General features: G+C 68.0%; 13 protein-coding genes and 4 pseudogenes. 8 read left to right on the forward strand and 9 right to left on the reverse strand.

Going from position 1 to position 23,107, the window contains the following annotated elements; translation table 11 throughout:
- From ACN27F_RS23565 to ACN27F_RS23585, 5 genes and pseudogenes are all read right to left on the reverse strand, one after another.
- The gene (locus tag ACN27F_RS23565; protein WP_421436973.1) at positions 1–456 is read right to left on the reverse strand and encodes an HIT family protein; all 456 of its coding nucleotides are present in this window, start codon (positions 454–456) and stop codon (positions 1–3) included.
- 112 nt (positions 457–568) lie between these two features.
- On the reverse strand, positions 569–1,618 hold the full coding sequence (locus ACN27F_RS23570; protein WP_421436976.1) for a type I restriction endonuclease: 1,050 nt from the start codon (positions 1,616–1,618) through the stop codon (positions 569–571).
- Positions 1,619–1,858: 240 nt separating this feature from the next.
- A pseudogene (locus ACN27F_RS23575) lies at positions 1,859–2,194 on the reverse strand (SRPBCC domain-containing protein); the annotation flags it as partial.
- A gap of 234 nt (positions 2,195–2,428) precedes the next feature.
- Positions 2,429–3,445 carry an alpha/beta fold hydrolase gene (locus tag ACN27F_RS23580; RefSeq protein WP_421436978.1) on the reverse strand — a complete coding sequence of 339 codons (1,017 nt, stop codon included), beginning with the start codon at positions 3,443–3,445 and terminating at the stop codon, positions 2,429–2,431.
- Complete coding sequence (locus tag ACN27F_RS23585) at positions 3,442–4,050, reverse strand: TetR/AcrR family transcriptional regulator (RefSeq protein ID WP_421436980.1); 609 nt, start codon at positions 4,048–4,050, stop codon at positions 3,442–3,444. The genes ACN27F_RS23580 and ACN27F_RS23585 overlap by 4 nt, the downstream gene beginning before the upstream one ends.
- A 143-nt stretch (positions 4,051–4,193) precedes the next feature.
- On the opposite strand from ACN27F_RS23585, the pseudogene ACN27F_RS23590 reads away from it, so the two are divergent.
- Positions 4,194–4,306, forward strand: a pseudogene (locus tag ACN27F_RS23590) (transcriptional regulator); the annotation flags it as partial.
- Between the two features lie 19 nt (positions 4,307–4,325).
- Here the strand turns inward: ACN27F_RS23590 and ACN27F_RS23595 are convergent.
- Together ACN27F_RS23595 and ACN27F_RS23600 are read right to left on the reverse strand one after the other, a co-directional pair.
- Positions 4,326–5,558, reverse strand: a complete 1,233-nt coding sequence (locus ACN27F_RS23595) for a helix-turn-helix domain-containing protein (RefSeq protein WP_421436983.1) — start codon at positions 5,556–5,558, stop codon at positions 4,326–4,328.
- Positions 5,555–5,698: a hypothetical protein gene (locus ACN27F_RS23600; RefSeq protein WP_421436985.1), complete on the reverse strand. Its 144-nt coding sequence runs from the start codon at positions 5,696–5,698 to the stop codon at positions 5,555–5,557. Before ACN27F_RS23600 ends, ACN27F_RS23595 begins: the two co-directional genes overlap by 4 nt.
- Positions 5,699–5,942: 244 nt before the next feature.
- Between ACN27F_RS23600 and ACN27F_RS23605 the strand changes: the two genes are divergently transcribed.
- From ACN27F_RS23605 to ACN27F_RS23625, 5 genes and pseudogenes are all read left to right on the forward strand, one after another.
- Entirely contained in the window at positions 5,943–7,316 is a 1,374-nt protein-coding gene (locus tag ACN27F_RS23605) for a hypothetical protein (protein ID WP_421436987.1), read from the forward strand.
- Between the two features lie 33 nt (positions 7,317–7,349).
- Entirely contained in the window at positions 7,350–7,538 is a 189-nt protein-coding gene (locus ACN27F_RS23610; RefSeq protein ID WP_421436989.1) for a DUF397 domain-containing protein, read from the forward strand.
- Between the two features lie 50 nt (positions 7,539–7,588).
- A pseudogene (locus ACN27F_RS23615) lies at positions 7,589–7,880 on the forward strand (transposase); the annotation flags it as partial.
- A gap of 534 nt (positions 7,881–8,414) precedes the next feature.
- Complete coding sequence (locus ACN27F_RS23620) at positions 8,415–10,196, forward strand: reverse transcriptase domain-containing protein (protein ID WP_421436992.1); 1,782 nt, start codon at positions 8,415–8,417, stop codon at positions 10,194–10,196.
- 110 nt (positions 10,197–10,306) lie between these two features.
- A pseudogene (locus ACN27F_RS23625) lies at positions 10,307–10,450 on the forward strand (IS5/IS1182 family transposase); the annotation flags it as partial.
- Between the two features lie 297 nt (positions 10,451–10,747).
- Here the strand turns inward: ACN27F_RS23625 and ACN27F_RS23630 are convergent.
- Complete coding sequence (locus ACN27F_RS23630; protein ID WP_421436994.1) at positions 10,748–11,191, reverse strand: hypothetical protein; 444 nt, start codon at positions 11,189–11,191, stop codon at positions 10,748–10,750.
- Positions 11,192–11,219: 28 nt separating this feature from the next.
- Positions 11,220–19,022 carry a ricin-type beta-trefoil lectin domain protein gene (locus ACN27F_RS23635; protein ID WP_421436997.1) on the reverse strand — a complete coding sequence of 2,601 codons (7,803 nt, stop codon included), beginning with the start codon at positions 19,020–19,022 and terminating at the stop codon, positions 11,220–11,222.
- Positions 19,023–19,417: 395 nt separating this feature from the next.
- Between ACN27F_RS23635 and ACN27F_RS23640 the strand changes: the two genes are divergently transcribed.
- Complete coding sequence (locus ACN27F_RS23640) at positions 19,418–22,546, forward strand: DNRLRE domain-containing protein (RefSeq protein ID WP_421436999.1); 3,129 nt, start codon at positions 19,418–19,420, stop codon at positions 22,544–22,546.
- 99 nt (positions 22,547–22,645) lie between these two features.
- The gene (locus ACN27F_RS23645; protein WP_421437000.1) at positions 22,646–23,065 is read left to right on the forward strand and encodes a PRC-barrel domain-containing protein; all 420 of its coding nucleotides are present in this window, start codon (positions 22,646–22,648) and stop codon (positions 23,063–23,065) included.
- Positions 23,066–23,107: the final 42 nt, after the last annotated feature.

Raw genomic sequence — 23,107 nt, forward strand, 5'->3', positions numbered from 1 at the left:
TCAGCGCAGCAGCGGATCGGGCTTGTCGAACGCTGCGGCCGTCGCGGCCGTCCAGGCCTGCGGATCGCAGTTGGGCAGCACCTGTCGAATGCCGCCGGCTGGGTCCTCGACGTCGCCGAATCTGCGCGGGATCACGTGGATGTGCAGGTGGTCGATGCTGCGCCCGGCCGCACGACCTTCGTTGATCCCGATCGTGTAGCCCTGCGGACGCAGCCGTCGGGCCAGGTCGGTGCGCACCGTCAGGATCAGCGCGTACGCGTCCTGCAACTCCTGCGGGGTGAGGTCGAAGAACGATTCGACGTGGCGCTTCGGAACGATCTCGGTGTGGCCTTCCGTGGCCGGAAAGTTGTCCAGCCGGGCGAAGCAGGTCAGGTTCTGATGCGAGATCCGGTTGAGCTGCGGATCGTCGCGTCGGCAGAACAGGCAGTCCACCGACGGGTCATCAGAAACGTCCATGTCGCGGCCTTCCGGTCACCCGTCGCCTCACCGCCGACCCTGTCGTCTGCCTCCGCATCCGCAGCCCGTCGGGTGACGTTCCGACGGCCATCGTACAAGCGATGACCGTCGATCATGGTGCATCGCCGAATCCGGGTGCGTCGGGCCACCCCAGCGGCCGCCGTCCCACTGTCGCTGTCGGCTGCCCCGGATTTCCGTGAAGCTGCGCCGCAGGTAGTCGACCAGGGTGGGAAGGCGCGCAGGGTGACTGTGACGATCTTGCCAGTTTCCCGTTTCCCGGGACAGCGCCTGGGCGAGCTGCTCGGACTTGGCGCCGTACTTCTCGTCGATCTTGACGACGAGCCCGGCGGTCTGTTCGAAGCTGCCGACGGTGGCGCGCAGCTGTGCGTCGAGGTTGCGCCAGCCAGGCGATGGTGTCGACTTGCCGGAGCCGGCGGAGGCCATCACCAGGTAGTTGTGGCCGGCGCCGTGCCGGGCGGCGTGCGCGGTCAACTGCTTGACCGCGTGCCACTGGTGATAGCGCGGGAAGATCAACACTTTTCGGGTACGCACTGCCGGTGTTGAACGGCAGGAAGTGGGTCTTCGCCCCGCGCAGCGCGGTGCTGACGAAGACCAGGTCGGGGTCGACGGCGAAGTTGGCGAGGACCCGGCGGGCGAAGATCAGCTCGGTGGGGTCGCGGTCGCTGCGGTACTGCGCCTTGGCGTGTTCGACGCCGGAGCCGGTGAGCGGGTTCTTCAGCTCGGCGGTGGCGACCGGGATGCCGTTGAGAAACAGGGTCAGATCGAGCCGGTTGCCGCGGTCGGCCTGCTTGGTGGCGTACGCCAACTCGCGGACCACGGTGAGTCGGTTGCTGCGGTAGTCGTCCAGGATCGCGTCAGACTCCACGAACGACGGACGGAAGTAGGCGAGCCGGATCCGTACCCCGTGGTCCCTGACTCCTTTGCGGAGCACGTCGAGCAGGCCGTCGTCGGCGATCGCCTTGTCGAGTCGCTTCGCGAAGCCGCGCTGGGCCTCGTTGCGGTCGCCGCCGTAGTAGGTGACGAGTTCTTCCCACTCGTCAGGCTGGGACGCCCCGATGAACGTGAACAGCTGTCGGGTGTCGAGCCCCAACTCGGGCCGGTAGTCGGCCGGCTCTCCCTCGATCCAGCCGCCGGCGCACATCGCCGCGACGATCGCGTCGCCGAAGACCTTCTCGTGGTGGACCGCCGTGCCGCCTCCCGCGCCGGACCCACCGCCGGAGCGTACCGGCGTACGCGGTTACCGCACAGTCACCGAGCGGGCCGCGCTGCCATCGCCTCCGTGCAGGCTCGGCATGTAGCAACACCGTGAGCAGGACGTTCCGCCAGCAGCCAAATGTAACTCCCGGCCAGGTGCATTCCACAACTCTGGTTACATTTGGAGTTACATTTGACCGGTGCTGCCCTGCCGCTGGGTGAGTTCGGCGACGTAGGCCGCCAGGTTGCTCAGTGTCTGCTGGCCGCCCTCGATCGCGTGGTACTTCTCCACGGCCTGGTCGCGCAGCTCGCGGGTGGGGAAGACGGTACGCATCACGATCCGGGTCGCCGCGCCCTCCGGCGCGAAGGCCAGGGTCGGCTCGAAGGCGTCCGGGTCGTCACGGGACTCACCGTGCAGCAGCGCGATCCGCTGCGGTGGGACGATCTCGGTCCAGGTGATCCATTCGGAGTAGTCGGTGCCGTCCGGGCCGTGCATCACGAAGTCCCACTCGTCGCCATACCTCTCAAACAGGTAGAGCGCTTTCTGCTGCATCTTGTCGCGTGTGGAGGAAACACATGGAAACCATGTCACCTATGTTAGTAACTAACATAGGCTAGCGCAAAGACAGTTCCTCGGTTCCTGCGCTCGCACGACACACTCCGGAACGCTCGCAGTCCGGGCGACAGACCAGCCGCCCAGGAGAGCCACCGTCTTCTTGTCCGGGAAAGGGGAACTCGGCCCTCCGCCCCTCTCACGTCACCGCGCGTTGGGCGCAAAGCGCTGACCGAGGAAGGCCTCAACACGACGCTGGAGCCCCTGCGTCACTTCAGGATCGCCCCACCAAATGAGGTGGCCAAACTGATCAACCGTCACCAGCTCTGAGCCGGCAAGACGCCGGTGGGCATTGGTCGAGTTGCCGTATCCAATGTCGCCATCGTGGCGACTCCCAACAATGAGCGCGGGGCTCGTTACTTGGTCGAAGGGGAGGTCTTCAAGCTCCTGCTGCACTCGCAAATCGTTCATGACGCCTTCGAAGCGCGGTAGAGCTGGAACCATCGCATCACTCATGGCCAGCACTTGACGGCGCTGATCGGGATCGCCAAGGATCTGGTCAATCATGCGACGCCCCGTTGTCGAGTCGTACGTGGTCTCCGTCTTGACGAAGTCCCGCATGCTGAGTCCCGTCGCAAGGTGCATTGCGCGATTGATGAGGTAGTAGGCGACGTTCTGAGCTTTGGGAGTCATCACGAGCTTGCCCAGCGAGCTGTTGAGTTGATCATCCGAGAGCCCCGTGCGCTGCGAGATGGCCGACAGCAGCACGAGGGCGGCGGTGCGATCGCGGTGGCGCGCGGAGAACTCGATCGCGGATGGCCCGCCCGCCGATATCCCCACGACCGCCACGCGTTCAAGGCCGAGAGTGTCCAGCAGAGCGGCCGCCATGTCAGCCTGCTCGTCGGGATTCGCGCCGTTGCTCAGGGGCGTTCCCAAGTAGCCCGGACGATCGGGAGTGAGGACGCTGTAACCAGCTTCCACGAGATGCTCGAGGAAAAACGCCCCGTTGTGCCCCACGTTGCCACCGTGGAAGTGCAACACGACCGGACCCGACCCCCGCAGGCCGTATTGCACAGGACCCCGGGGGGTCTCGACTCGGTAGCTATCTTCCGACGCGCGCCGGGTGGCGGCGGCGAGCCACCGGCGATAACGCCACCACAGCACCAACCACAGCGCCGCAAGAGCTGCCACCGCGACAACAATCCACCAGGCCCAGGTCATGAGATCTCCTCGAGGTCATTGAGGGCGCGCAGAAGGCGCGCCTTGAGGTCAGGAAGCGCGCCTGCGCCGTGCCACGCTGCGATCGCATGGTGAAGCACCGCGGCGATGGCCGCGCCATGCGTCATCGAAGCCTCGGCGACGACGCGGTGACCTTCGCGCCCACGTACGCCAGCAATGACGCGACCGAGGCGGAGACCCATTGCTTGGGTGGCGGTTGCAGAGGCGCTCGCCAACTCGGGCTCCTTGAGTGTGAGGGAGAGCCTGCGCGCGCCGTCCCCTGCAAGGACCGCGTCGAAGTCCACTTCCTCAAGCGCAGCGCGCATGGCGGCAACTGGAGTAAGCCTCGCAGCATGCTTCGAGAACGCAACCACGATGCCCTCATCGACATCATCGCGAAGAACGATCTGCTCCTTGGAGCCGAAGTAGCGGAAGATGCTCGCCGGGGCTACCTCGGCGGCGTGGGCTATCTGGTCAATGGTGGTTGCCCGGTATCCCCCCTCCTCGAAGAGGTCTAGCGCCACGTTTCGGATCCGGGCCATGGCAGCGCGGCGCTTGATCACAGTCAAAGAGTCCCGCCGGGATGCGCTGAAGTCGGTGGTGGTCACAGAAAAAGTGTAGAGCGGCTCTCACATGAGAGCAACTCTCACCGCATCAGTCCGCAAGATCCGTGAGCGATGGCCGCGGCCCGAAGACCCGCCGCCAGTCGCAAGCACATGAGTCGCCAATGAGGTCATGAGCATCCGTGCCTCAGCAGGGCAAGATCTCCGGGCGGGACGTGGTGGCCCGCTACGCCGCCGCGCTCGGTGGCCGTCTGCACCAGGCCATCTACTTCGATACGGCGACATCGCCGCGATCGCCTGACCTGCGCCCCACCGGCTGGTCAGGGTGGGGTGAGGCCGATGGTGGTGGCGAGGCGGGTGAGGTCGGGGGTGGGGCTCGTCCGTAGGAGTGTGGTGATGATGGTGTGGGCGGTGGGTCGGGTGCGGGTTTCGGCGGGGGCGATCTGGTCGGCGGCGATGATGGCGCGGGTGGCGGCGGTGGGGTTGCCGGTGTCGAGGTAGGCGCTGGTGATGTCGATGAGGTGGGCGGCGCGGTGTTCGGCGGGTAGCTCGCGCCAGCCGTGGCTGGTGGTGGCGTGTTGGTGGTGGGTGATGGCGTGGTGCGGGTTGCCGAGGGCCGCGGCGATGTGGGCTTGGGCGAGCGCGACCGCGGTCGGTCCGAAGGCGGTCGTGGAGGTGTCGCTGTCGTCGGGTCGCCGCTGGTGGTGGCTGATGGTGGCGGCGAGTTTGTCGGCGCGGTCGGTGTGCTGGTGGGCGGTGGTGGGGTCGTTGCTGGTGGCGGCGGCGAGGGCGGCTTCGATCAGCAGGGTGCCGGCGATGGCGTGGTCGTCGGGTGCCGGGTGGTTGGTCGTGGCTGGGTCGATCAGTGGTACGGCGGTGAGCGCGGCTTGGGTGGCGAGGGTGGGGCGGTGCAGGGCGCGGAGTGCTTGGGCGAGTGCGATGGCGGCTGTGGCGGTGTGTCGGGGGTGGCCGGCGGCGGTGGCGATGGCGCGGTCGGCGGCGAGCCAGGCGAGGTGGGGTTCGTCGAGTTTGGTCAGTAGGTGGGCGGTGAGCCGGTACACGCGGGTGAGTAGGTACGTGGTGTCGGGTGGTGCGTTGCTGGTGGTGGTGTGGCGGGTGTGGGTGAGCAGGTCGGGCAGCATTCGCAGTAGTTGTGGGTGGTGGGCGTGCTGGTAGGCGGTTTGGGCGTACTGGATGCGGCGGTGCAGGTCCTCGGCGGACGGTGACGGTCGGTCGGGGATGACGGTGTCGTATCGGGCGAGGGCGGCGCGCAGGTGTTCGACGGCGGCCGTGACGTTGGTGGTGGGTTCGGGTTGGCTGGTGGCGGGGCCGAGGATGGTTTCGGGGGTGACGCCGAGGACTGCGGCGACGGTGTGGATGATGGAGATGCGGTCGAGGGAGCGGATGCCGCGTTCGACCTTGTCGACCCAGGAGTGGGATTTGCCGATGCGGTCGGCGAAGACCTGTTGGGTGAGGCCGCGTCGGGCGCGGAGTTGGGCGATTCGTCGGCCGATGGGGAGTTCGGCGATGCGGTGGCGGCCGGGCGCGGTCATTGGCGCATGTTCCGGTGGATGGCTTCGGTGGTCGTGCCGCAGCGGGGGCACCACTGGGACTTGACGCGGAAGGCGAACAGGCCGAGTAGGAAGCCGGGCATCAGGCCGGCGAAGACGATCGGTAGCAGTCTGGCGATCACGAGCACTCTCACCTTCTGGCGAGGCCGGAGGGCCGGAGCGTTGCCGCGCCCCGACCCGCCGACCCGTTTCACCGGAATCGGATTCGGGTCACCGCCGGAATCCGATGTGCCCAGTTGACCTCAGTCGGGTACTGACAGGAGGAGGTGCGCGTGGTGCGTATCGGTGCGGATCAGTGTTGGGGCAGCCTGCCGGACACCGGGTCCGCTACTGTGCGTGTGAGCGACCACTACGGGTGAAGGGTCGATGCCGGTGGCAGTCAGCGGGGACGGGATCACGCGTTTGCTGGCCGAGGCGGGCTGGCAGCCTGAGCAGCTTGCTCGGCGGCTGAACGAGTGCGTCGAGCGGCATGGTCGTGCGGAGCGGCTGCATCTCAAGACGCCGTACAAGTGGAAGAAGGGCGAGGTGCCGCGTAGCCCGTGGCCGTCGCTGGCCGTCGCGTTGCTGTCCGAGCAGTTGCAGCGGACGGTGACCCTTGATGAGCTGGGCTGGCCCGATGACGGCTTCGACGCCGCACCGGCGTCGGCTGGTCTGGAACTACCGTGGACACCCGCCGGGGCCTTGCAGGCAGCCATGGTCGTGAACGAACCTGAGACAATGACGCACCGACGGATGTTCCTCGCTCTGCTCGGTTCCGCGCTGACGTCACCGGCGCACGAGTGGATCATCGCCCAGCAGTCGTCGGACGTCGCTTCCACGTCCGGCCGCCCGTTGTCCGGTGAGGTCGTCGACCACCTGGATGCCATCACGGCGAGCCTGCGGCGGATGGACGACCATCTCGGCAGCGGCCAGACGCTCGGCCTGGTCCGTCAGCATTTGGCGTCCGTGGTCCAGGTGCTACGCGAGCGGCGCTACACCGACTCGGTGGGGCGGCGGCTGCACGGCACCGCCGGTGAGCTGATGCGCCTCGCCGGCTGGCTGTCGTTCGACGACGGCAACCACAGCCAGGCGCAACGGTTCTGGATCGCCGGCCTCTACCAGGCCCACGCAGCCGGTGACCGTGGCCTCGGCGCGAACATCCTCGGCTTCATGTCCTGCCAGGCTAAGGACCTCGGCCAGCTCCGGCAGTCGATCACCCTCGCCGAGACCGCGCGGGCCAGCTACCCCGCAACCAGTCCGAAAGTCGGGACGATTCTCGACCTGCGTGCCGCTGAGGCGTACGCCAACAACCACGCAGTCACCGACACCCGGCGCGCGCTCGACGGCGCCTTTGACCGGTTCACCGACGAACGTCCGGACCACGGCGACCCGGACTGGGCGTACTGGATCAACGAAGCCCAGGCCCACGCCCAGGCCGGCTACTGCTACGTCAAACTCGAAGACTGGACCCGAGCCCGCGAACACCTCCGGGCAGCACTGCGACTCCAGGACGACGAGTTCAGCCGCGAAGGCGCGCTGCGCAACGCCCTGCTCGCCACAACCTACGTCCGGCAGGACCAGCCCGAGCTGGACAAGGCACTCGCCCTCGGCGACCAAGCCGTGCAAACCCTCACCGGGCAGGTCACCTCTGCCAGGTGCATCAAACACGTACGCAACCTCGTCGGCGCTCTCGGCCCCTACCGGCGCACCCCCGCCGTCCGCCGCTTCTGCCAGGACGCCAAAGACCTGATCGCCACGTGAATACGCCAGCAGCCGTTGGACGAGGGAGCGAGCATGGAACGTAACGCCTGGCGGACGTCGAGCCGGTCCGGCAGCAACGGCCAGTGTGTCGAGGTCCGTGACCGGGGCAGCCAGGTCGACGTACGAGATTCCAAGGCCCCCGCCGCCGGGATGCTGACCTTCGATCCCGCCGCTTGGACCGCCTTTACCACCACCATCAAGACAGACGGCACCAACCCATAGTCCCTGGCTCCACTGCTCGTGGGGCTTTATGCCGATCCCGGCATAAAGGCAAGAAGATCGTAGGCCCGCAAACGCGGCATCATCACCGACGCGCTCGGCCTGCTCCTCGCCGTCATCGTCACCGCGGCCAGCGCCAGCGACAACGCCATCGGCGCAGACCTGCTCGACCAGGCCACCACCGCCTACCCCACCCTGACCAAGACCTGGGCCGACGCCGGATTCAAGAACCGTGTCGTTGAACACGCCGCCACGCTCGGTATCGACGCCGAGATCGTCCCACGTAACACCGAAACCCGAGGCCTCCACGTGGTCAAGCGGCGCTGGGTGGTGGAGCGCACCCTGTGCGCCGCGAGGCGCCCTGTTGTATCCCCGGTTCAGCCGGGAGGGACTTGGAGGGAGGTTCCTGGGTCGAATGGCTTACCTGACGACGAAAGGCTGAGGGGACAAGAGCATGCCAGCTAACCCGGCGACCGGGTCCAGTGGTCAGGGACGGTGTGCCGGGGGGACCCGCGTGATATGGCGAAAGCTGGATTGCCTGAATCCTAATCTCCAGTCGATGCAAGTTCCCATCCACCGGAAAGACCTCTGAAACCGGTGCCGTGCTCTGCGTCGGAATCGAAGTGTGGGCTGACGCAACCTCCAGAGCGCGGGGCGACGCCCAGCGAGGGTGTTGAAGGAGATGAGTGGGGCGCCTACGTCACGCTACTACGTACGACAGGGACGAACGCGGGATCGCCTAACGGACGCGAGTCCTATGGCGACGGAGGCCTCGTAGTAGTCGCCGGAGTAACGCCCGGCCAGGGAGGACGGGAAAGCCGTCTACACGGGCGAAGGGGGCCAGGTGATGGGACACCACCAGACCGGGAGGTATGCGTAATGCAGAGCGCCACAACGGTGCTGGGTGTCCTGCGTGAGCGCGGCAGGCGCGGCCTGCCGCTTGACGAACTGTATCGACAGCTGTTCAACCCGCAGTTGTATCTGCTGGCCTACGGGCGCATCTACGCCAACCACGGCGCGATGACTCCCGGGGTCACGCAGGAAACCGTGGACGGCATGTCCCAGGCGAAGATCGGCCGCATCATCGCGGCGATGCGTCACGAGCGCTACCGATTCGCCCCCGTCCGGCGGGTCCACATCCCAAAGAAGAACGGGAAGACCCGTCCGCTGGGACTGCCGACCTGGTCGGACAAACTCGTCGGCGAGGTGGTGCGCTTGTTGTTGGAGGCATACTACGAGCCGGCGTTCTCCGACCGGTCCCACGGATTCCGGCCACGGCGAGGCTGTCACACCGCACTGCGGGAGATCGCCAACACCTGGACCGGAACGGCCTGGTTCATCGAAGGAGACGTCGCCGACTGCTTCGGGTCGCTTGATCACGATGTGATGGTCACGATCCTGTCGGAGAGGATCCACGACAACCGGTTCCTGCGGCTGGTGCGTAACATGCTCACGGCCGGATACCTGGAGGACTGGAAATGGGGTGCGACTCTGTCCGGGGCTCCCCAGGGCGGGGTGGCCTCACCGATCCTGTCCTCGATCTACCTGCACAAACTGGACCAGTTCGTCGAGACGGTCCTGATTCCGGAGTACACCCGAGGGGGACGCAGGGCGCGTAACCCTGCCTACCTGGACCTGCAAAACCAGCTGGCCAAGGCCCGGCGACGTGGTGACCGCCCACTGACGCGAGCACTGCGACGGCGGATGGTCAGCCTGCCCAGCGCCGACCCGGACGATCCGGGATACCGGCGGCTGCGGTATTGCAGGTACGCAGATGACCATCTGCTCGGGTTCACCGGCCCGAAAGCCGAAGCTGAGGAGATCAAACAGCGCCTGGCCGAGTTCCTGCGCGACGAACTCAAACTCGAACTCTCCCAGGACAAGACGCTGATCACCCACGCCCGCACAGGCGCGGCCCGCTTCCTCGGCTACGAGATCACCGTCCAGCACAACGACACGAAGAAGACCGGCCGTTACCGACGTATCAACGGTCAGGTCGCCCTCCGGGTCCCGCTGGACATGATCAAGGCCAAATCCGGCCCCTACCTGCACCGCGGCAAACCCGCCAAGCAGAAGGCCCTGACCAACGGCAGCGACCACACCATCGTTGCCACCTACGGGGCCATCTACCGGGGCATCGTCCAATACTACCTGCTCGCCGGGGACGTCTACCGGCTTCACCGGCTGCGCTGGGTCATGGAGACCTCCATGCTCAAGACCCTGGCAGGCAAGCACCGCTCGACGGTGACGAAGATGGCGGCCAAGCACAAGGCCAAGATCCAGACACCATACGGGCCACGCACCTGCTTCGAGGCACATATCGAACGCGACGGCAGGCAGCCACTGGTCGCACGGTTCGGTGAAACACCGCTCCAGCGGCAGAAAACGGCGACGGTCACCGACCGTCAACCGACCCGGGTCGACTACCCGCACAAGGAACTCGTCACACGACTCCTCGCGGACGTCTGCGAGGTCTGCCAGCAACCCGGCGAGGTGGAAGTCCACCACGTCCGCAAGCTCGCCGACCTCGGCCAACCCGGGCCGCTGCAGCCCCAGTGGGCCAAGGCCATGGCCAACCGGAGACGCAAGACCCTCGTGGTCTGCGCTTCCTGCCACAGCCTCGCCCATACCGGGCAACCAGCCACACCGCTCACGCAGTAGTCACTGGAGAGCCGGACGATCGGGAAACCATCAAATCCGGTTCGGCGGGAGGCCGCGCGGAAAAGGACCAGCCCCAACGGCTGGCACCTCGCCGCGCGGCCCACCCATCCGGCTGGCTCATGCACCACCGCCGACTCGTACGCGACTACGAAGCCCGACCCGACAACTCCGCCAGCATGATCACCATCGCGATGATCGACAACCTCGCCAAACGACTCACCGCCGAAACCACCTCAACCTGGCGATACGGCTAAATCAGCATTATTGACACAAAATATGTGAATCAGACGTCCTCTGAGTGCGCCAGGAGCTACAGGCCAAGAGGGCGATTCAACTTGTTTGACCTTGTCTACGTGAAATCCTTTGAGTGACGCCCCGATACCCCGCCTCTTCAGATCAACTCGAACATACCGCCACCTGCAGACGCTACTGCGGCGGCTTGTACTGCACCCATTTGGCACCACTCACATCTAAACCACTTGAAGGGCGGAGTCAAACGGTCATGGCGACACCCAGCTATTTAACCGCTGTAGCACCAGCAACGATCCCGATCAACTAGCTGGGGCATTCTCGGCTCGGATACCTACAAGCCTCTCCGCAGCCTCCTGCAGCGTGGACGTCAGTGCCTTGATCGCCGTTACTCTCCGCTCGAGCAGCACAGCATCGGGGGCATCAAGCTCACTGACGGCATTGAGTACTTTCCACGCCTCGTAAACGATCCGGGCCTGCTCCATCGGCACCTCCCGGAGCAATGCAGACTTCTTCATCTCCCAACCAGCGGTCTGGACTTTCTCGATAAACCACATGTCGTACAGCGCCTCCTCCGTAACGAAACGCCCAATCGCAGCACGCGCCTCAAACCCAAGGAACTCGCATGAGAGTAGCCGAATTACCAAGTTGACCTCGGGGTACGGAGTGGGAGTTTGCAGGTCAGGGGGCGCTTCCCACTCATCCGGTAGATCCTCAAGCCACTCCCACCCCTGCGGCATCGACATCGCCCAACTCCTTCCCTGCATCGGACACTTACCCGAGTTGCTCAAAGAACCACCTCTGCGCCGCACCCGGAGTCGTCGGCACTCCCTTTACACCTCCAGCCTGTAGCACCTTTGCACAGTAGGTCACGCAACTCTGAGTCCTCAGACTGTACGCCGGATAAGTTCCCTTGGCCGTCTTGTCCATCATAACTTCAGCGTACGCCATGGCAGCGTCCGCATTTGGTATGCGAATATTAACATTGATGATTTTCTTGGAATCTAGCGTGGCGGGATCGAAGGTTTCGACCCCTGCCCGCGGATTTTGCGGGCTCCCGAACTGGTGCGTGGAGAGCACTTCCCCAGCGTCGCTCCTGACGGTGATTAGTGCGTGCTTCGCCTCAGGGTTACTGAAGTCCAGGTGGACAGTCGCCTCACCACCGCAGTTGTGGGTGAGTACGGGTTGGTTGCCGGCGAGTACATGGTACGTGTGGGTGTGGCTGGTGGTGAGGTTGTGGACCGTGGCCTGAGACACGGTCCAGTGGTGGATTGCGGTGATTTGCACCCAGGTGCCGGCGCTGGTCTGGAGCCATTGGCCGGCCTGCAGGTCGGTGGCGTCGATCCACTGGTTCAGCTCCGGCACCCAGAAGGGGTGTCCGTCGGTGGCGGTGACCTGGGCGGTCTCGGAGTCGTTGCCGGTGTCGATGGTGATGGTGACGAGGTGTTTGACGCCGTCGCCGGTGATGGTGGCGGTGACGGTCTCGGTGGTGGTGGTGCCGGTTTCGGGGTCGGTGGCGGTGACTTTATCGCCGGTTTTGACCTGCTCGATGGGTTTGGTGGTGCCATCGCCCAGGAGGACGTGGGTGCCGGGGGTGAAGCTGTTGGTGAGGCAGCTGTCGTTGGCTTTGCCGTTGCCGCCACCTCCGGTGGTGCCGGCGTTGCTGCGGGTGGAGCCGCCGGCCGTACCGCCGGGTTTGGAGCTGGCTTTGCTTCCGCCGCCGCTGCCGCCGCGTCCGCTGGCGGCGGTGGAGGCTTTGGGGTTGGTTTTGGCTTGCGCCTGTTTCTGGACGGGGTTACCGGTCTTCTTGCTGGTGGTGACGGCGCGGTTGCTGGTTGTGTTGACCTTGTCGGCGGCTTTCTTCTTGGCGGCCTGGGCGGCGCGTTTGGCGCGTTCGAGGGCAGCCTTCTTGGCGTTCAACGCGGCGGTTTCGGCGGCGCGTGCGGCGCGGAGGATGGCCTGGGCGGCGCGTTTGGCCTTCTGCCAGGCCTGGATGGCGTTGATCGTGCGGTTGACTGCCTTGATGACACGGGGGATCGCCTTGAACGCCTTGGTCCAGGGAATGGCTTCGGTGATGAGGTCGACGCAGGACCACATGTTTCCGCCGAAGCAGCCGAGGGCGGCGTTGAGGCCGATGAACTCCTTCAGCACGTCCCAGGCGACGGAGAGGATGAGCGAGGCCAGGGAGCGGCCCATGGTGGACTGGGCCTGGGCGACCTGGGCGGCGGACAGGCCGGCGCCGGCGAGCGCGGCGGCTTTCTCCGAGGGGGTGAGTGAGATGGACAGGCCGGTGGGGTCGGCGTGGGTGACGGGGTTGTTGTGGGCGTAGGTGTAGCCGTTGGCCTGTGCCGGGTCGGTGAGGTCGAGGACCGGGTCGGGGGAGAGGAACCGGCCCACCGCGGGGTCGTAGAGGCGGGCGCCGAGGGGAACGTAGCCGGACGGGTCGTCGCGGGTGGCGCCGAGAAAACCGGCCTGGGTTTTGAGGTTGGTGGCGAGGGTGTCGGTGGCGCGGGGGTTGCCGAACGGGTCGTGTTTGACGATCCGGACGGGCATGGTGGCCTGGGTGGTGCCGATCTCGGCGTACGGGCTGCCCTGGTGGTCGGTGGCGATCGCGGTGAGTTCGGCCGGGGCAGCGCCGTAGGCGTAGCGGAGCATGCTGCCGCCGGGGACGGGGTAGCTGCGTTGGCTGTTGATGTTGACGCCGCCGGCGGCGACGGTCACCACCGAATCGGCCAGGTGCAAGGTGGCCTGCTGGTTCTGGATGGTCAGCAGCCGGGTGCCGTCGGGGCCGTAGATGTGGTGGGTTTCGTCCTGCGCCGCCCACTGTTGGGCGGTCGCGGTGGCGTCGCAGATGGCGAGCTCGATCGGGGTGCTGTTGGCGGTGGCACCGCCGCGTACGGCGAGGCACAGGTCGGACGCGGTGTGGCGGAGTTGCCCGGCGGCGGTGCGGGCCAGTTGCTGGCCGGTCGAACCGTCACATTCGTGCAGTTGGACGGCTGATCCGGCGGTGTCCATGGCGGGTTGGACGCACCAGTCGTCGTAGATCCGCAGGGTGCCCAGATCCGCGTCGGGCTGGCCGTCGACCGGGGCGAAGGTCCATTTCTGGGCGGTCGTGCCGTTGCATTCGAACAGTTGGATCGGCCGGCCGGCAGCCGCGGTGCCCGTCAGCAGGTCCAGGCACCTTCCGGCCGGGCCGACGTACGCGGTCCGGCCGCTCGCGCCCTGGCCGGAGATCCGGTCGATCTTGCCGTCGTAGGTCCAGGTCAACTCCTGGGCGTCGCCGGTCTGGACCGACGTCACCGACTTCGTCTCGCCGGTCAGTTCGTACAGCCGCTGCGCTTCGGCGGTCACCTCGGCGCCGGCCGGTGTGACGTAGTCCTTCGTCACCGTGGTCAGGGTGCGCGGCTGGCTGCCGTCGGCCCGGCCGTAGTCGTACGTGGTGGTGGCGTCCTTTGACGTGTCGCCGGTCAGGTCCTTGTCGACCAGTGTGGTCCGGTTGCCGAGCAGGTCGTATTCGTACTCCTGCCAGTAGCCGGCACCGTCCGGGCCGGCGGCGACCGTGCCCGGCCCGGGTGCCGCCGCCGCGCACGAGGCCTGGTTCACCGCCGTCCAGGCGCGCAGCAGCTGACCTGTCGAGCTGTGGTTGAAACACTGCCGTTCCTCGATGCCGGTCGCGTGTTCCCGGATCGCGAGAACGTTGCCGGATCCGTCGTAGAAGTAGCTGCGCCGCGACACGAGGTTGCCGCCGACGACCGAGGTGTCGCCGGTCTGCTCGCGGTAGACCTGCTGGTCCAGCAGGGCGCCGCTGGCGTCGTCGTACGACGCCATGGTCCACACCCGGTACGGCTGGGCGCCCAGCGTGGACCGCAGCACCTGCCCGTACGGCGAGTAGACGGTCTCCGAGCCGTACCAGTCCCGTCCCGACACGGTCAGCGGCAGCCCGTCGGCGGTGTAGCGGACCAGCACCTTCTCGGCCGGCAGGCTGCCGACCGCCGGCAGGCTGGTGGCAGCCGGCAGACCGGTGTCGGTGTACGTGTACCCGTAGGTGTACGACGTGGCCAGCCCCCACGCGTCGGCGACCGACTGCGGCAGCGTCAGCGTCGTCGACGTCGGCTGGTAGTCGTCGGTGTAGCCGCCGACCTGCTGGGTGTACGCCGATCCGTCGGTGTAGCGCGTCGCGCTGGCCGGCAACCCGACCCCGCCCGGCGCGGTGTCGTAGGCGTACTCGGCCAGCAGCGTGCCACCGGCCCCGCCGAGCCGCTGCTGAGTCGGCCGGGACAACTCGTCGTAGCCGTTCCACACCGTCACGCCACGGGCGTTCGTCGAGGTCAGCGGTCGGTCCCGGTGGTCGTAGCCGAGAGTGGTGGTGCCGGCGTCCGGGTCGGCGGCGGTGACCAGCCGGCCGCGTTGGTCGTACTGCCAGGTCCATGGGTGGTCCGGGTCGGCCGAGTGCCACGCCCTGGCCAGCTGGCCGCGCGGGTCGTACTCGTAGCGCGTCGAGGTGAACGCGGTGCGGGCGTTGTCGGTGAAGGTGTCAACCCGTACAGTGCGGCCGACCGCGTCGGTGAACAGCCGGTACGACGCCGAGTTGATCGGGTTGATCACCGTGGAGTGGTCGGTGCCGTACTCGTAGCGAGTGGCCCGGTCCGGGGTTTCCACGCCGGCGAGCACCGGCATCTCGGTGACCACCCGGCCGAGGCCGTCGTAGGCGTAGCGGGTGGCGTTGGGCACGGCGGTGTCGGCCAGCGGGGTGAACAGCTGGCCACTGGGCGAGCCGTCGGCGAAGTAGGCGTTGTTGGTCTGCCACACCTCGCCCGAGTTGTTGTAGAGGGTGTCGCTGATCAGCCGGCCGCCGCCGACGGCCTCCTGCTGGCTCTGCCGCTCCCGGCCGAGCCCGTCGTAGAGGGTCACCGCGGTCTGCACCCGGCTGTCGTGGCCGCGCACCTTCGTCACCACGTACGGCGGTTTGCCGGCCGGCAGGTGGTACTCGGCACGGAAGTCGGGCACCGCGCCGGGCGCCGGGGCGCGGCCGGGCGCCCACGCCTCGACCAGGCGGCCCAGCGGGTCGTACGACGCCTGGCTGGTGTGCCCGTTGGCGTCGGTGGTCCGCCCGACGGTGCCCCGACCCGGCTCGATCTCCTGCGTCTGCTCGTGGCCGAGCGGGTTGCGTTCGGTGACCTGATAGGTCTGGCCGGTGGCCGGGGTGAACGTGGTGGTCGAGGTTTCGCCGTCCGGGTCGGTGCGCGACACCGAGCGCCCGATGGCGTCGAAGCCGGCGGTGCCGTCGGACTGGAAGCCGGAGCCGTCGGCCTTGACCGACCAGGTCTGGGTGACCAGGGCCCGGGTCGAGGCGGCGAGGGCGGCACCGTACGCCTGGCCGTCGTAGCCGACGCGGCTGGCGGCGCTGAGCGTGGTCAGGTCGTCGAAGTCGGCGTCGGCGCACAGCGTCGGGCTGGTCCGCAGCTGCCGGGTCAGCCCGATCAGGTTCTTGTCCGCCCGGTGCAGGTATTCGACGTACGTGCAGGATTCGTCGCCGGGGCGGCCGGTGTCGCCCCGGGACTCGATGTGGGTGGGTAGCCCGTGGGTGGCCTCGTACGTGGTGCGGGTCTCGACGACCCGCTGGGTGCGGGTGTCGTCGCCGGTGCCGGAGGACCGGGTGTACGTGATCTGCCGGGGTTCGGTGACCCGCCAGGCGCGCAGCGGGCTCAGGCCGTCGTCGCGGTCGCGCCGGCCGAGTTCGGTCGCGGCGGGCACGGTGACGCTGCGGGTCAGCCAGCCGCTGTCGGCGTCGTCCGGGCTGGTGTAGGTGAGTTCCTCGGCGATCCGCCCGGCGTACGGCTCGGCGTCGGTGGCGATCGCGACGCCGTCGATGTCGAGCACCGGCACGGTGTCGCCCAGGCCCCGGAAGTAGCGGGTGACGGCCTTGGTCCGCCGGGCGCCCAGCGCCGGGTCGTCCGCCCCGGTCAGCACGGTCACCTGCGCGAATCCGGCGAACCGGGAATACGTGCGGGTGGATTTCTTGGTGAACTCCTGCTCGGCGAGTTTCCAGCCGGGGTCGGTGTAGGCGTACCGGGTGACGGTGCTGAACGCGCCGTCGATGTTGGGCAGTTCCTCGACGCTGTCGACGACGTACTTGTGGAACCAGTCGATGTCCTCGACGGCCGGGTCCGGGTGCCAGAACGACGGGTAGCAGAGCCGGTCGTTGTCCCGCAGCGCCGCCGTGTCGTCCTTGCCGGGCAGCCCGACGCCGGTGGCGCAGGCCCCGGTGGGCTGCTGGTACGTGACGATGGTCTCGCCGCCGTACTCGTTGATGACCCGGCCGACGCGCAGCCGGGAGAAGCTGGGGCGGTCGTCGCGCCGGACCCGGTTGGGCATGTCGTCGGGGTTGGCCTCGAACCGGACCGCGTTGAGGCTGATCGTGTCGGTGCCGGCGCCGCTGCGGCCGTAACCGGTACGGGTGACCGACTCCAGCCACAGCGCGGTGTTCGGCCCGGTCCGCAGGATCGGGAACGACTGCTTGAGCTGGTACTCGTCGACCTTCTGGCGCTGTGTGCCGCCGGACTGCCGCTGCGCCCAGGTGGTGATGGTGGCCAGGCGTTTGCGGGTGAAGAACGACGGTGACGCGTTCCAGCACTTCTCGCCGGCGGCGCAGCGCAAGTCGGCCGGGGTGTCGTACCAGATGCGGTACTTGCTGGGATCGGTGCTGGTGAAGTTGGTTTCGGTGCAGGTCAGCGGACCCTCGGCGAAGCAGCGCTCGGCGACGGTGAAGGACACCTGGGCCAGCGGCGCGGCGGAGAACATGGTGTCGGCGCGCTGGCCGTAGTCAATCCGGGTCAGGTAGCCGCCCCGGTGGTAGGAGACCGGATCGGCGAAGGCGAAGTTGCGGGCGTAGTGGTTGCTCTCCCGGGCCCACCACAGGCTCATCGCGTTGCCGTGGACGTCCTCGACGTAGTCCAGGGACCAGCGCCAGGCCTGGGTGCAGACCGAGCCGGCCCAGTTGCCGGCCTGGTAGCACGGCTCACCCGGGTGGTTGCCGTACACCGGTGCGGTGAGCACCGAGTCGGTCACCGGGTCACCGGACGACCAACCGGGCAGCCGGTGCCGGCCGAAGTGGTGCCGGGTGCCGTCGCGGGTGGTGACCACCCAGTACTCGCCGTCCGCGTCACCGTTGGCCAGCCCGGTGTCGGTCAGCAACTGGACCCGCGACCCGTCGCCGTTGGCGGTGAACCAGGTCTGCTCGCCAACGTCCCACACCAGCTCGGTGGTCGTCCCGCCGAGCGACAGGGTGGCGTTGTTCGACCCCCAGCACAGGTCGCCGGTGCGGTGGGTGGCGTTGTTCGACCCGGCCTTCTTCGAGTCCTGGGTGCAGTTGGCGTAGCTGCGGGTGATCGCCCCGGCGCTGTAGTCCCAGCCGTCGCCGAGCCAGGAGGCCTGGTTGTTGGTGGCCGAGGTCCGCCCGTCCACCGATTGCGACGAGTATCCGAGGTTGACCTGCGGCATCAGGCCGCCGGAGGTCTCCGGCACCTGCACCTGGTACGAGTAGGTGAACGCGCCGGAGGAGGCGCCCGCCGCCCAGGAGCCGGAGGAGAGCAGCGGGGTGGCGGTGAAGTCACCGGCAGCCGAGGCCCCGGTGTCCAGCACACCGACCACGCTGGACGAGGCCGCAGCGGCGGTGACCTCGGCTGTGGCCTCGGCGGCGGCCGGCGCTGCAGCGGCGAGCAGCGCGCTGACCGGGACGGTGCCGGTGACCACCCGCCGGGCCGGCGGTGCCGGGTCGTCGTCGCTGGTTTCGAGGTGGCCTGCCGTGTTTCCGGCGGCGGCCCCGCCGGCCGGCACCAACCGCACCTCGCTGCGCGCGCGGGTCGGCACGGCGGCCGGCTCCTTGGCGCTGGTGGCGGCGCTGGTGGCGGCGCCGGTCGCGCAGTCGCCGCTGTCCGGGGCGTCGTAGACGCAGTCGGGCAGCAGCAGGAAGCCGAACCGGTCTGCGGCCAGTGGCCCGTACAGGTCGGCGAAGGTGGTGTAGTCGACGGTGAGCGCGACCTCGGCGGCCGGATCGGCGGTGGTCGGTGGGGTGATCTTCATGATCAGGCCGGGCACCCGGGCGGCCTGGGACGCCTCCGGACCGGCCAGGCCGACGGCCCAACTGCCGGCGAGTCCGGCCGGGTCGCCGTCGGCGGGCACGCCGAGCGCGACCGGCAGGTCCTCGACCGGCAACGTTTCGCCGGGCGCCAGCCCGGTAAGGTCCACAGTGCCGTCGCCGGACTCCCACGGCGTGACTGCCACGGGCTCGTACGGCACCACCGGCACCTCGTCGCCGGTGGTCAGATCGGACTCGGCCGACTCGTTCTGGTCGACCTGGCCACTTTCCGGCACGTCGGGCAGATCGACACGCAGCGACTCCCGGCTCATGCCGGGGCCGGGCACCGCCCACGCCTCGGCCGGCACGACCGTCACCGCCAGCGTCGCCGACAGCAGGAGCAGAGCGGCTCGCCTGGTGCGCGACCAGCCACCGTGGACCGATCCGGTACGGGTTGCTCGGTCATCCCGCTGCGGCGACAGCGGACCGGTACCACGCATACGCGTCGACTCCCAGGCGTGAAGAGAAGGTGCGGACGCCGACCGCGTGGACCCGGATCGGGACGCGGCACGGTCGTGAGCACTCTGCGCCAAGTCGGACGGTTGCTCAACCGCCTAATAGCGGTCCGGATCGGATTGGGGTGACGTGTGTCACGGTGCGATCACGGGCAGAAGGGATGATTCGCCGCAGGCGTGACATCAAGTTATGAATAGCCATGCGTGTATCTGTTGTCGCTGATGGGAAGCTACCTGTAGCTAGCCTGTCGATGCGCTCGGTTGCTGTCCCGGCTGGGAAATAACAGATTCGTAACGGTAAAGAGACACGCGGTGACGGCCCGGGTCATGCGATCGTTTGCGGACCCCTGCCCGCCTGGTCCCACCGGGAGTAGACCGCAGTGACCGCGCCTCGCCTGCTCAGCTCGTTCGTGCGTACCCGTACCAGGCTCGCCCTGACCGCAGGTCTGCTGTCGGTGGCCCTGATGGCAGCCGCGCTGCCGTGGCTGCGGCCCTCGGCCGGCGAACCGCCGCCCGCACCGGACGCCACCGAACCGGTCGTCCTGCGTGACGAGGCGACCGCCATCGAGCAGGCCCGCCGTACCGGCGAGGACGTGCTGATCGAGACCGCCACCGACGCCACCTCACTGACCTGGGCGCGCCCGGACGGACAGCTGCGGACCTCGATCCACGCCATCCCGCAGCGGGCCCGCGACACCACCGGGCGATGGGCGGCACTGGACACCACCCTCACCCACGCCGCGGCGGACCCGGAACAGCGGACGGCAGCCGCCGACGGTCTCGTCGTACGCCCGGTCAACGCCCCCGACCCCATCCGGCTGGCCAGCGGCACCGGCGCCACCGGCACGACCAGCGACGCCGGCGACACCGTGTTGGCCGAGGTGAACGTCGCCGGCCACACCGTCACGTACACCTGGCCCGGAGCGCTGCCCGAGCCGGTCCTCGACGGCCCACGGGCGCTCTACCCCGAGGTGCTGCCCGGAGTGGACCTGCTGGCCGTGGTGCGCGACGACGGCGCTTTCGCGCAGCTGCTGATCGTCAAGACGCCGGCCGCCGCCGAGGCGGGATCGGTACGGCAGCTCAGCTACGGCCTGCGGTCGGCGACCGCGGTCTTTCGCCGGGACCCGGTCACCGGCAGTGTGCTGATTCTCGACCCGGCCACCGGCGAGGCCATCAGCTCGATCTCGACTCCGTTCGCGTGGGACTCGTCGGCACCGGACCCACACCGCCCCGACGGCGAACCCCGCACCTCAGTGGCGACCGTCGAAGACGTGCTGCGCCTGTCCGGCCTGCACGGCGCGGAATCGGGTGCCACGATCGGGCAGCTGCCGACCGGCCTCGACGGCGATGGCACCGGCGAGGCCCGGCTGCGTCTCGACGCCGCCGCCAGCGGCCTGCTCGACGACCCGGACGCGCGTTTCCCGGTCTTCCTCGACCCGACGATGATCAGCGGCACCCTGGCCTGGGCCACCGTCTACAAGAACCATCCGAACACCAACACCTGGAACGGCACGAACTTCAACAACGGCACCACCGTCGCCCGGGTCGGGTCCGAGAGCGACAGCTGGCTGACCACCCGGTCGTTCTGGCGGATGGGCTTCAACAGCAGTATCAAGGGCGCGACGGTCAGCTCGGCGACCTTCCGGGTGCGCAACACCCACTCCTGGAACTGCACGTCCAAGGAAATGCAGCTGTGGCTCGTCGGCGCTATCTCGTCCGGCAACACCTGGAGCAGGCAGCCGGCCTGGCATACGGAGCAGCAGCGGCGCTCGTTCGCGCACGGGCGCGCCGACTGCGCCGACGCGTACGTCGGTTTCAACGTGCAGCACGGTGCCCAGGTGGCGGCGGACGGCGGTCTGTCGAATGTGACCTTCGGAATGAAGGCCACCCACGAGTCGGATTTCGAGACCTGGCGCCTGTTCCAGGTCTCGGCGACCGAGCTGACCGTGGTCTACAACCGCAAGCCGAACGAGCCGGTGAACGGTGCCATCGCACCCGGTGGGGCCTGCGCGCCCGGACCGGGTAACGGCACCACGGTCGCCCGGACCAACCTGGTGCTGTCCGCCACCGGATCCGACCCCGACGGAAACCTGCGCGGCCTGCGGTTCCGGCTCTGGAAGGTCGGTGACCCCGTGCCCACCGGCACACTGGTCACCAGCCTGAGCAACGGTCGGGGCAGTGTGACGATTCCCGCCACCAGCCTCCAGGACGGCGCCACCTACTCGTGGGACGTGCGGTCCGAGGACACCGAGGGGGCCGTTTCGTATTTCTTCCCGCCGGGTCAGGAACCCTGTCGCATCACCATCGACGCCAGCGGGCCACCGGCTCCGGTCGTCACCAGCGACGTGTTCCTGGCGGCCACCCCGGACGGGGCCACCTGGGCAACCGTCACGTTCGGCCAGACCGGGCCGATCACCTTCACCGCCACCGACGCCGCCCAGTTCAGCTACGCGATGGGCGGCCTGAACCTGACGTACGTCACGGCCAGCGCCGGTACCGCGACCGTGCCCGATCTGCGGCCACGGCACTCCGGCCCCATCACCATGCAGGTGTTCGCGTACGACGCGGTCGGCAACCGCAGCGCCCGTACCGACTACACCTTCTATCTGCCGCCCCGGGACGCGGCCGACGGACCCGGCGACACCGGTGGGGACGGTCGCCCGGACCTGACCGTGGTGACCGACGCAGGCGAGCTGCGGACCTATCCGACCGACACCGACGGCGCACTGTACGAATCCCTGGAGGCGTCGTACGCCACCGGCAACACGCTGAATCCCGTCGGCCACTGGTACGACCCGGCGTCCGGCTCGGCCGCGCTGATCACCAAGTATGCCGACGCCTTTCCCGGCGACGGCGTCACCGACCTGTTCGCCCGTACCCCGGATGGCCGGTTCTGGCTCTATCCCGGCGACGGTTACGGCAGCTTCAACGTCGACGACCGGATTGGCGTGCAGTTGCCCGACGGCGTGCCGGACCCGGCGACCTGGACCCAGCTCAAGGCCGTCGGTGACATCACCGGCGACCGGCATCCGGACCTGGTTCTGCGGGCCGGCACCGCGTTCTGGACGCTGAGCGGCTACACGGGCGCGAGCTTCGCCCAGGCGACCCTGATGGACGGCGCGTCCTGGGGCCGGCAGGAGATCGTCAACGTCGCAGACATCGACCGGGACGGCACACCGGACCTGCTGTGGCGGCATCTCGACAACGGCACCATGTATCTGCGGCACGGCCTGCCCGGCCCGGTCACCGGCAGTGTCGACCTGGCGTCGCTCAAGTCGGCGGCCGCGTCCCGCGACGGCGACGTCCCCTATGGCACCGGCTGGACGGCGGCCGCGATGAACGTGGTCCTGGGGATGCCGGACGTCAACGGCGACGAGATCCCCGACCTGCTGGCCAGAGCCGGGTCAACTGGCCAGCTGCGGGTACACCACCTGTCGGCCACCGGTGCGGGCAGCCCGGCGTTCGTCCAGGACGCACCGGTCTGGCCGGGCGCGAGGGCCTTCGGGTGAAGCTGATACGGAAGGCGGAGCTGAGGTGGGAGTGGCAGCGGGAGGTTTGCCACCGCCCGTCGACGGGAACAGTGAGCGGATGACCCGATGGGAGGTGTCATGAAGACCGAGGGTTACGCAAAGCTGATCAAGATGAGCGATGCCCACGAAATGGTGGCCGACCCCGCCGAGGACATCCGTGGCAGGAAGGTCCACGACACCGACGGCAACGAGATCGGTAAGGTCGACGACCTGCTCATCGACGAGGCCGAGCACAAGGTCCGGATGTTGCGGGTCGAACACGGCGGCATCCTGGGCATCGGTGCCACCGCCTCGTTCATTCCGGTCGACGCGGTCACCCGGATCACCGACGACGTGGTGCACATCAACGAGTCGCGCGAACGGGTCTCCGGCGCGCCCGCCTACGATCCGGACCTGGTGTCGCAGGACAAGTACTACGAGGACCTGTACGGCTACTACGGCTACCTGCCGTTCTGGGGCGTCGGATACGTGTACCCCGGATACCCCTACTACCGCTGAGCAGGTACCTGAGCTCCTGCCGGGGCCGCGGCGAGCAGTCGC

Source organism: Solwaraspora sp. WMMB335 (assembly GCF_049179075.1).
In the GTDB taxonomy this organism is placed as follows: Bacteria; Actinomycetota; Actinomycetes; order Mycobacteriales; family Micromonosporaceae; genus Micromonospora_E.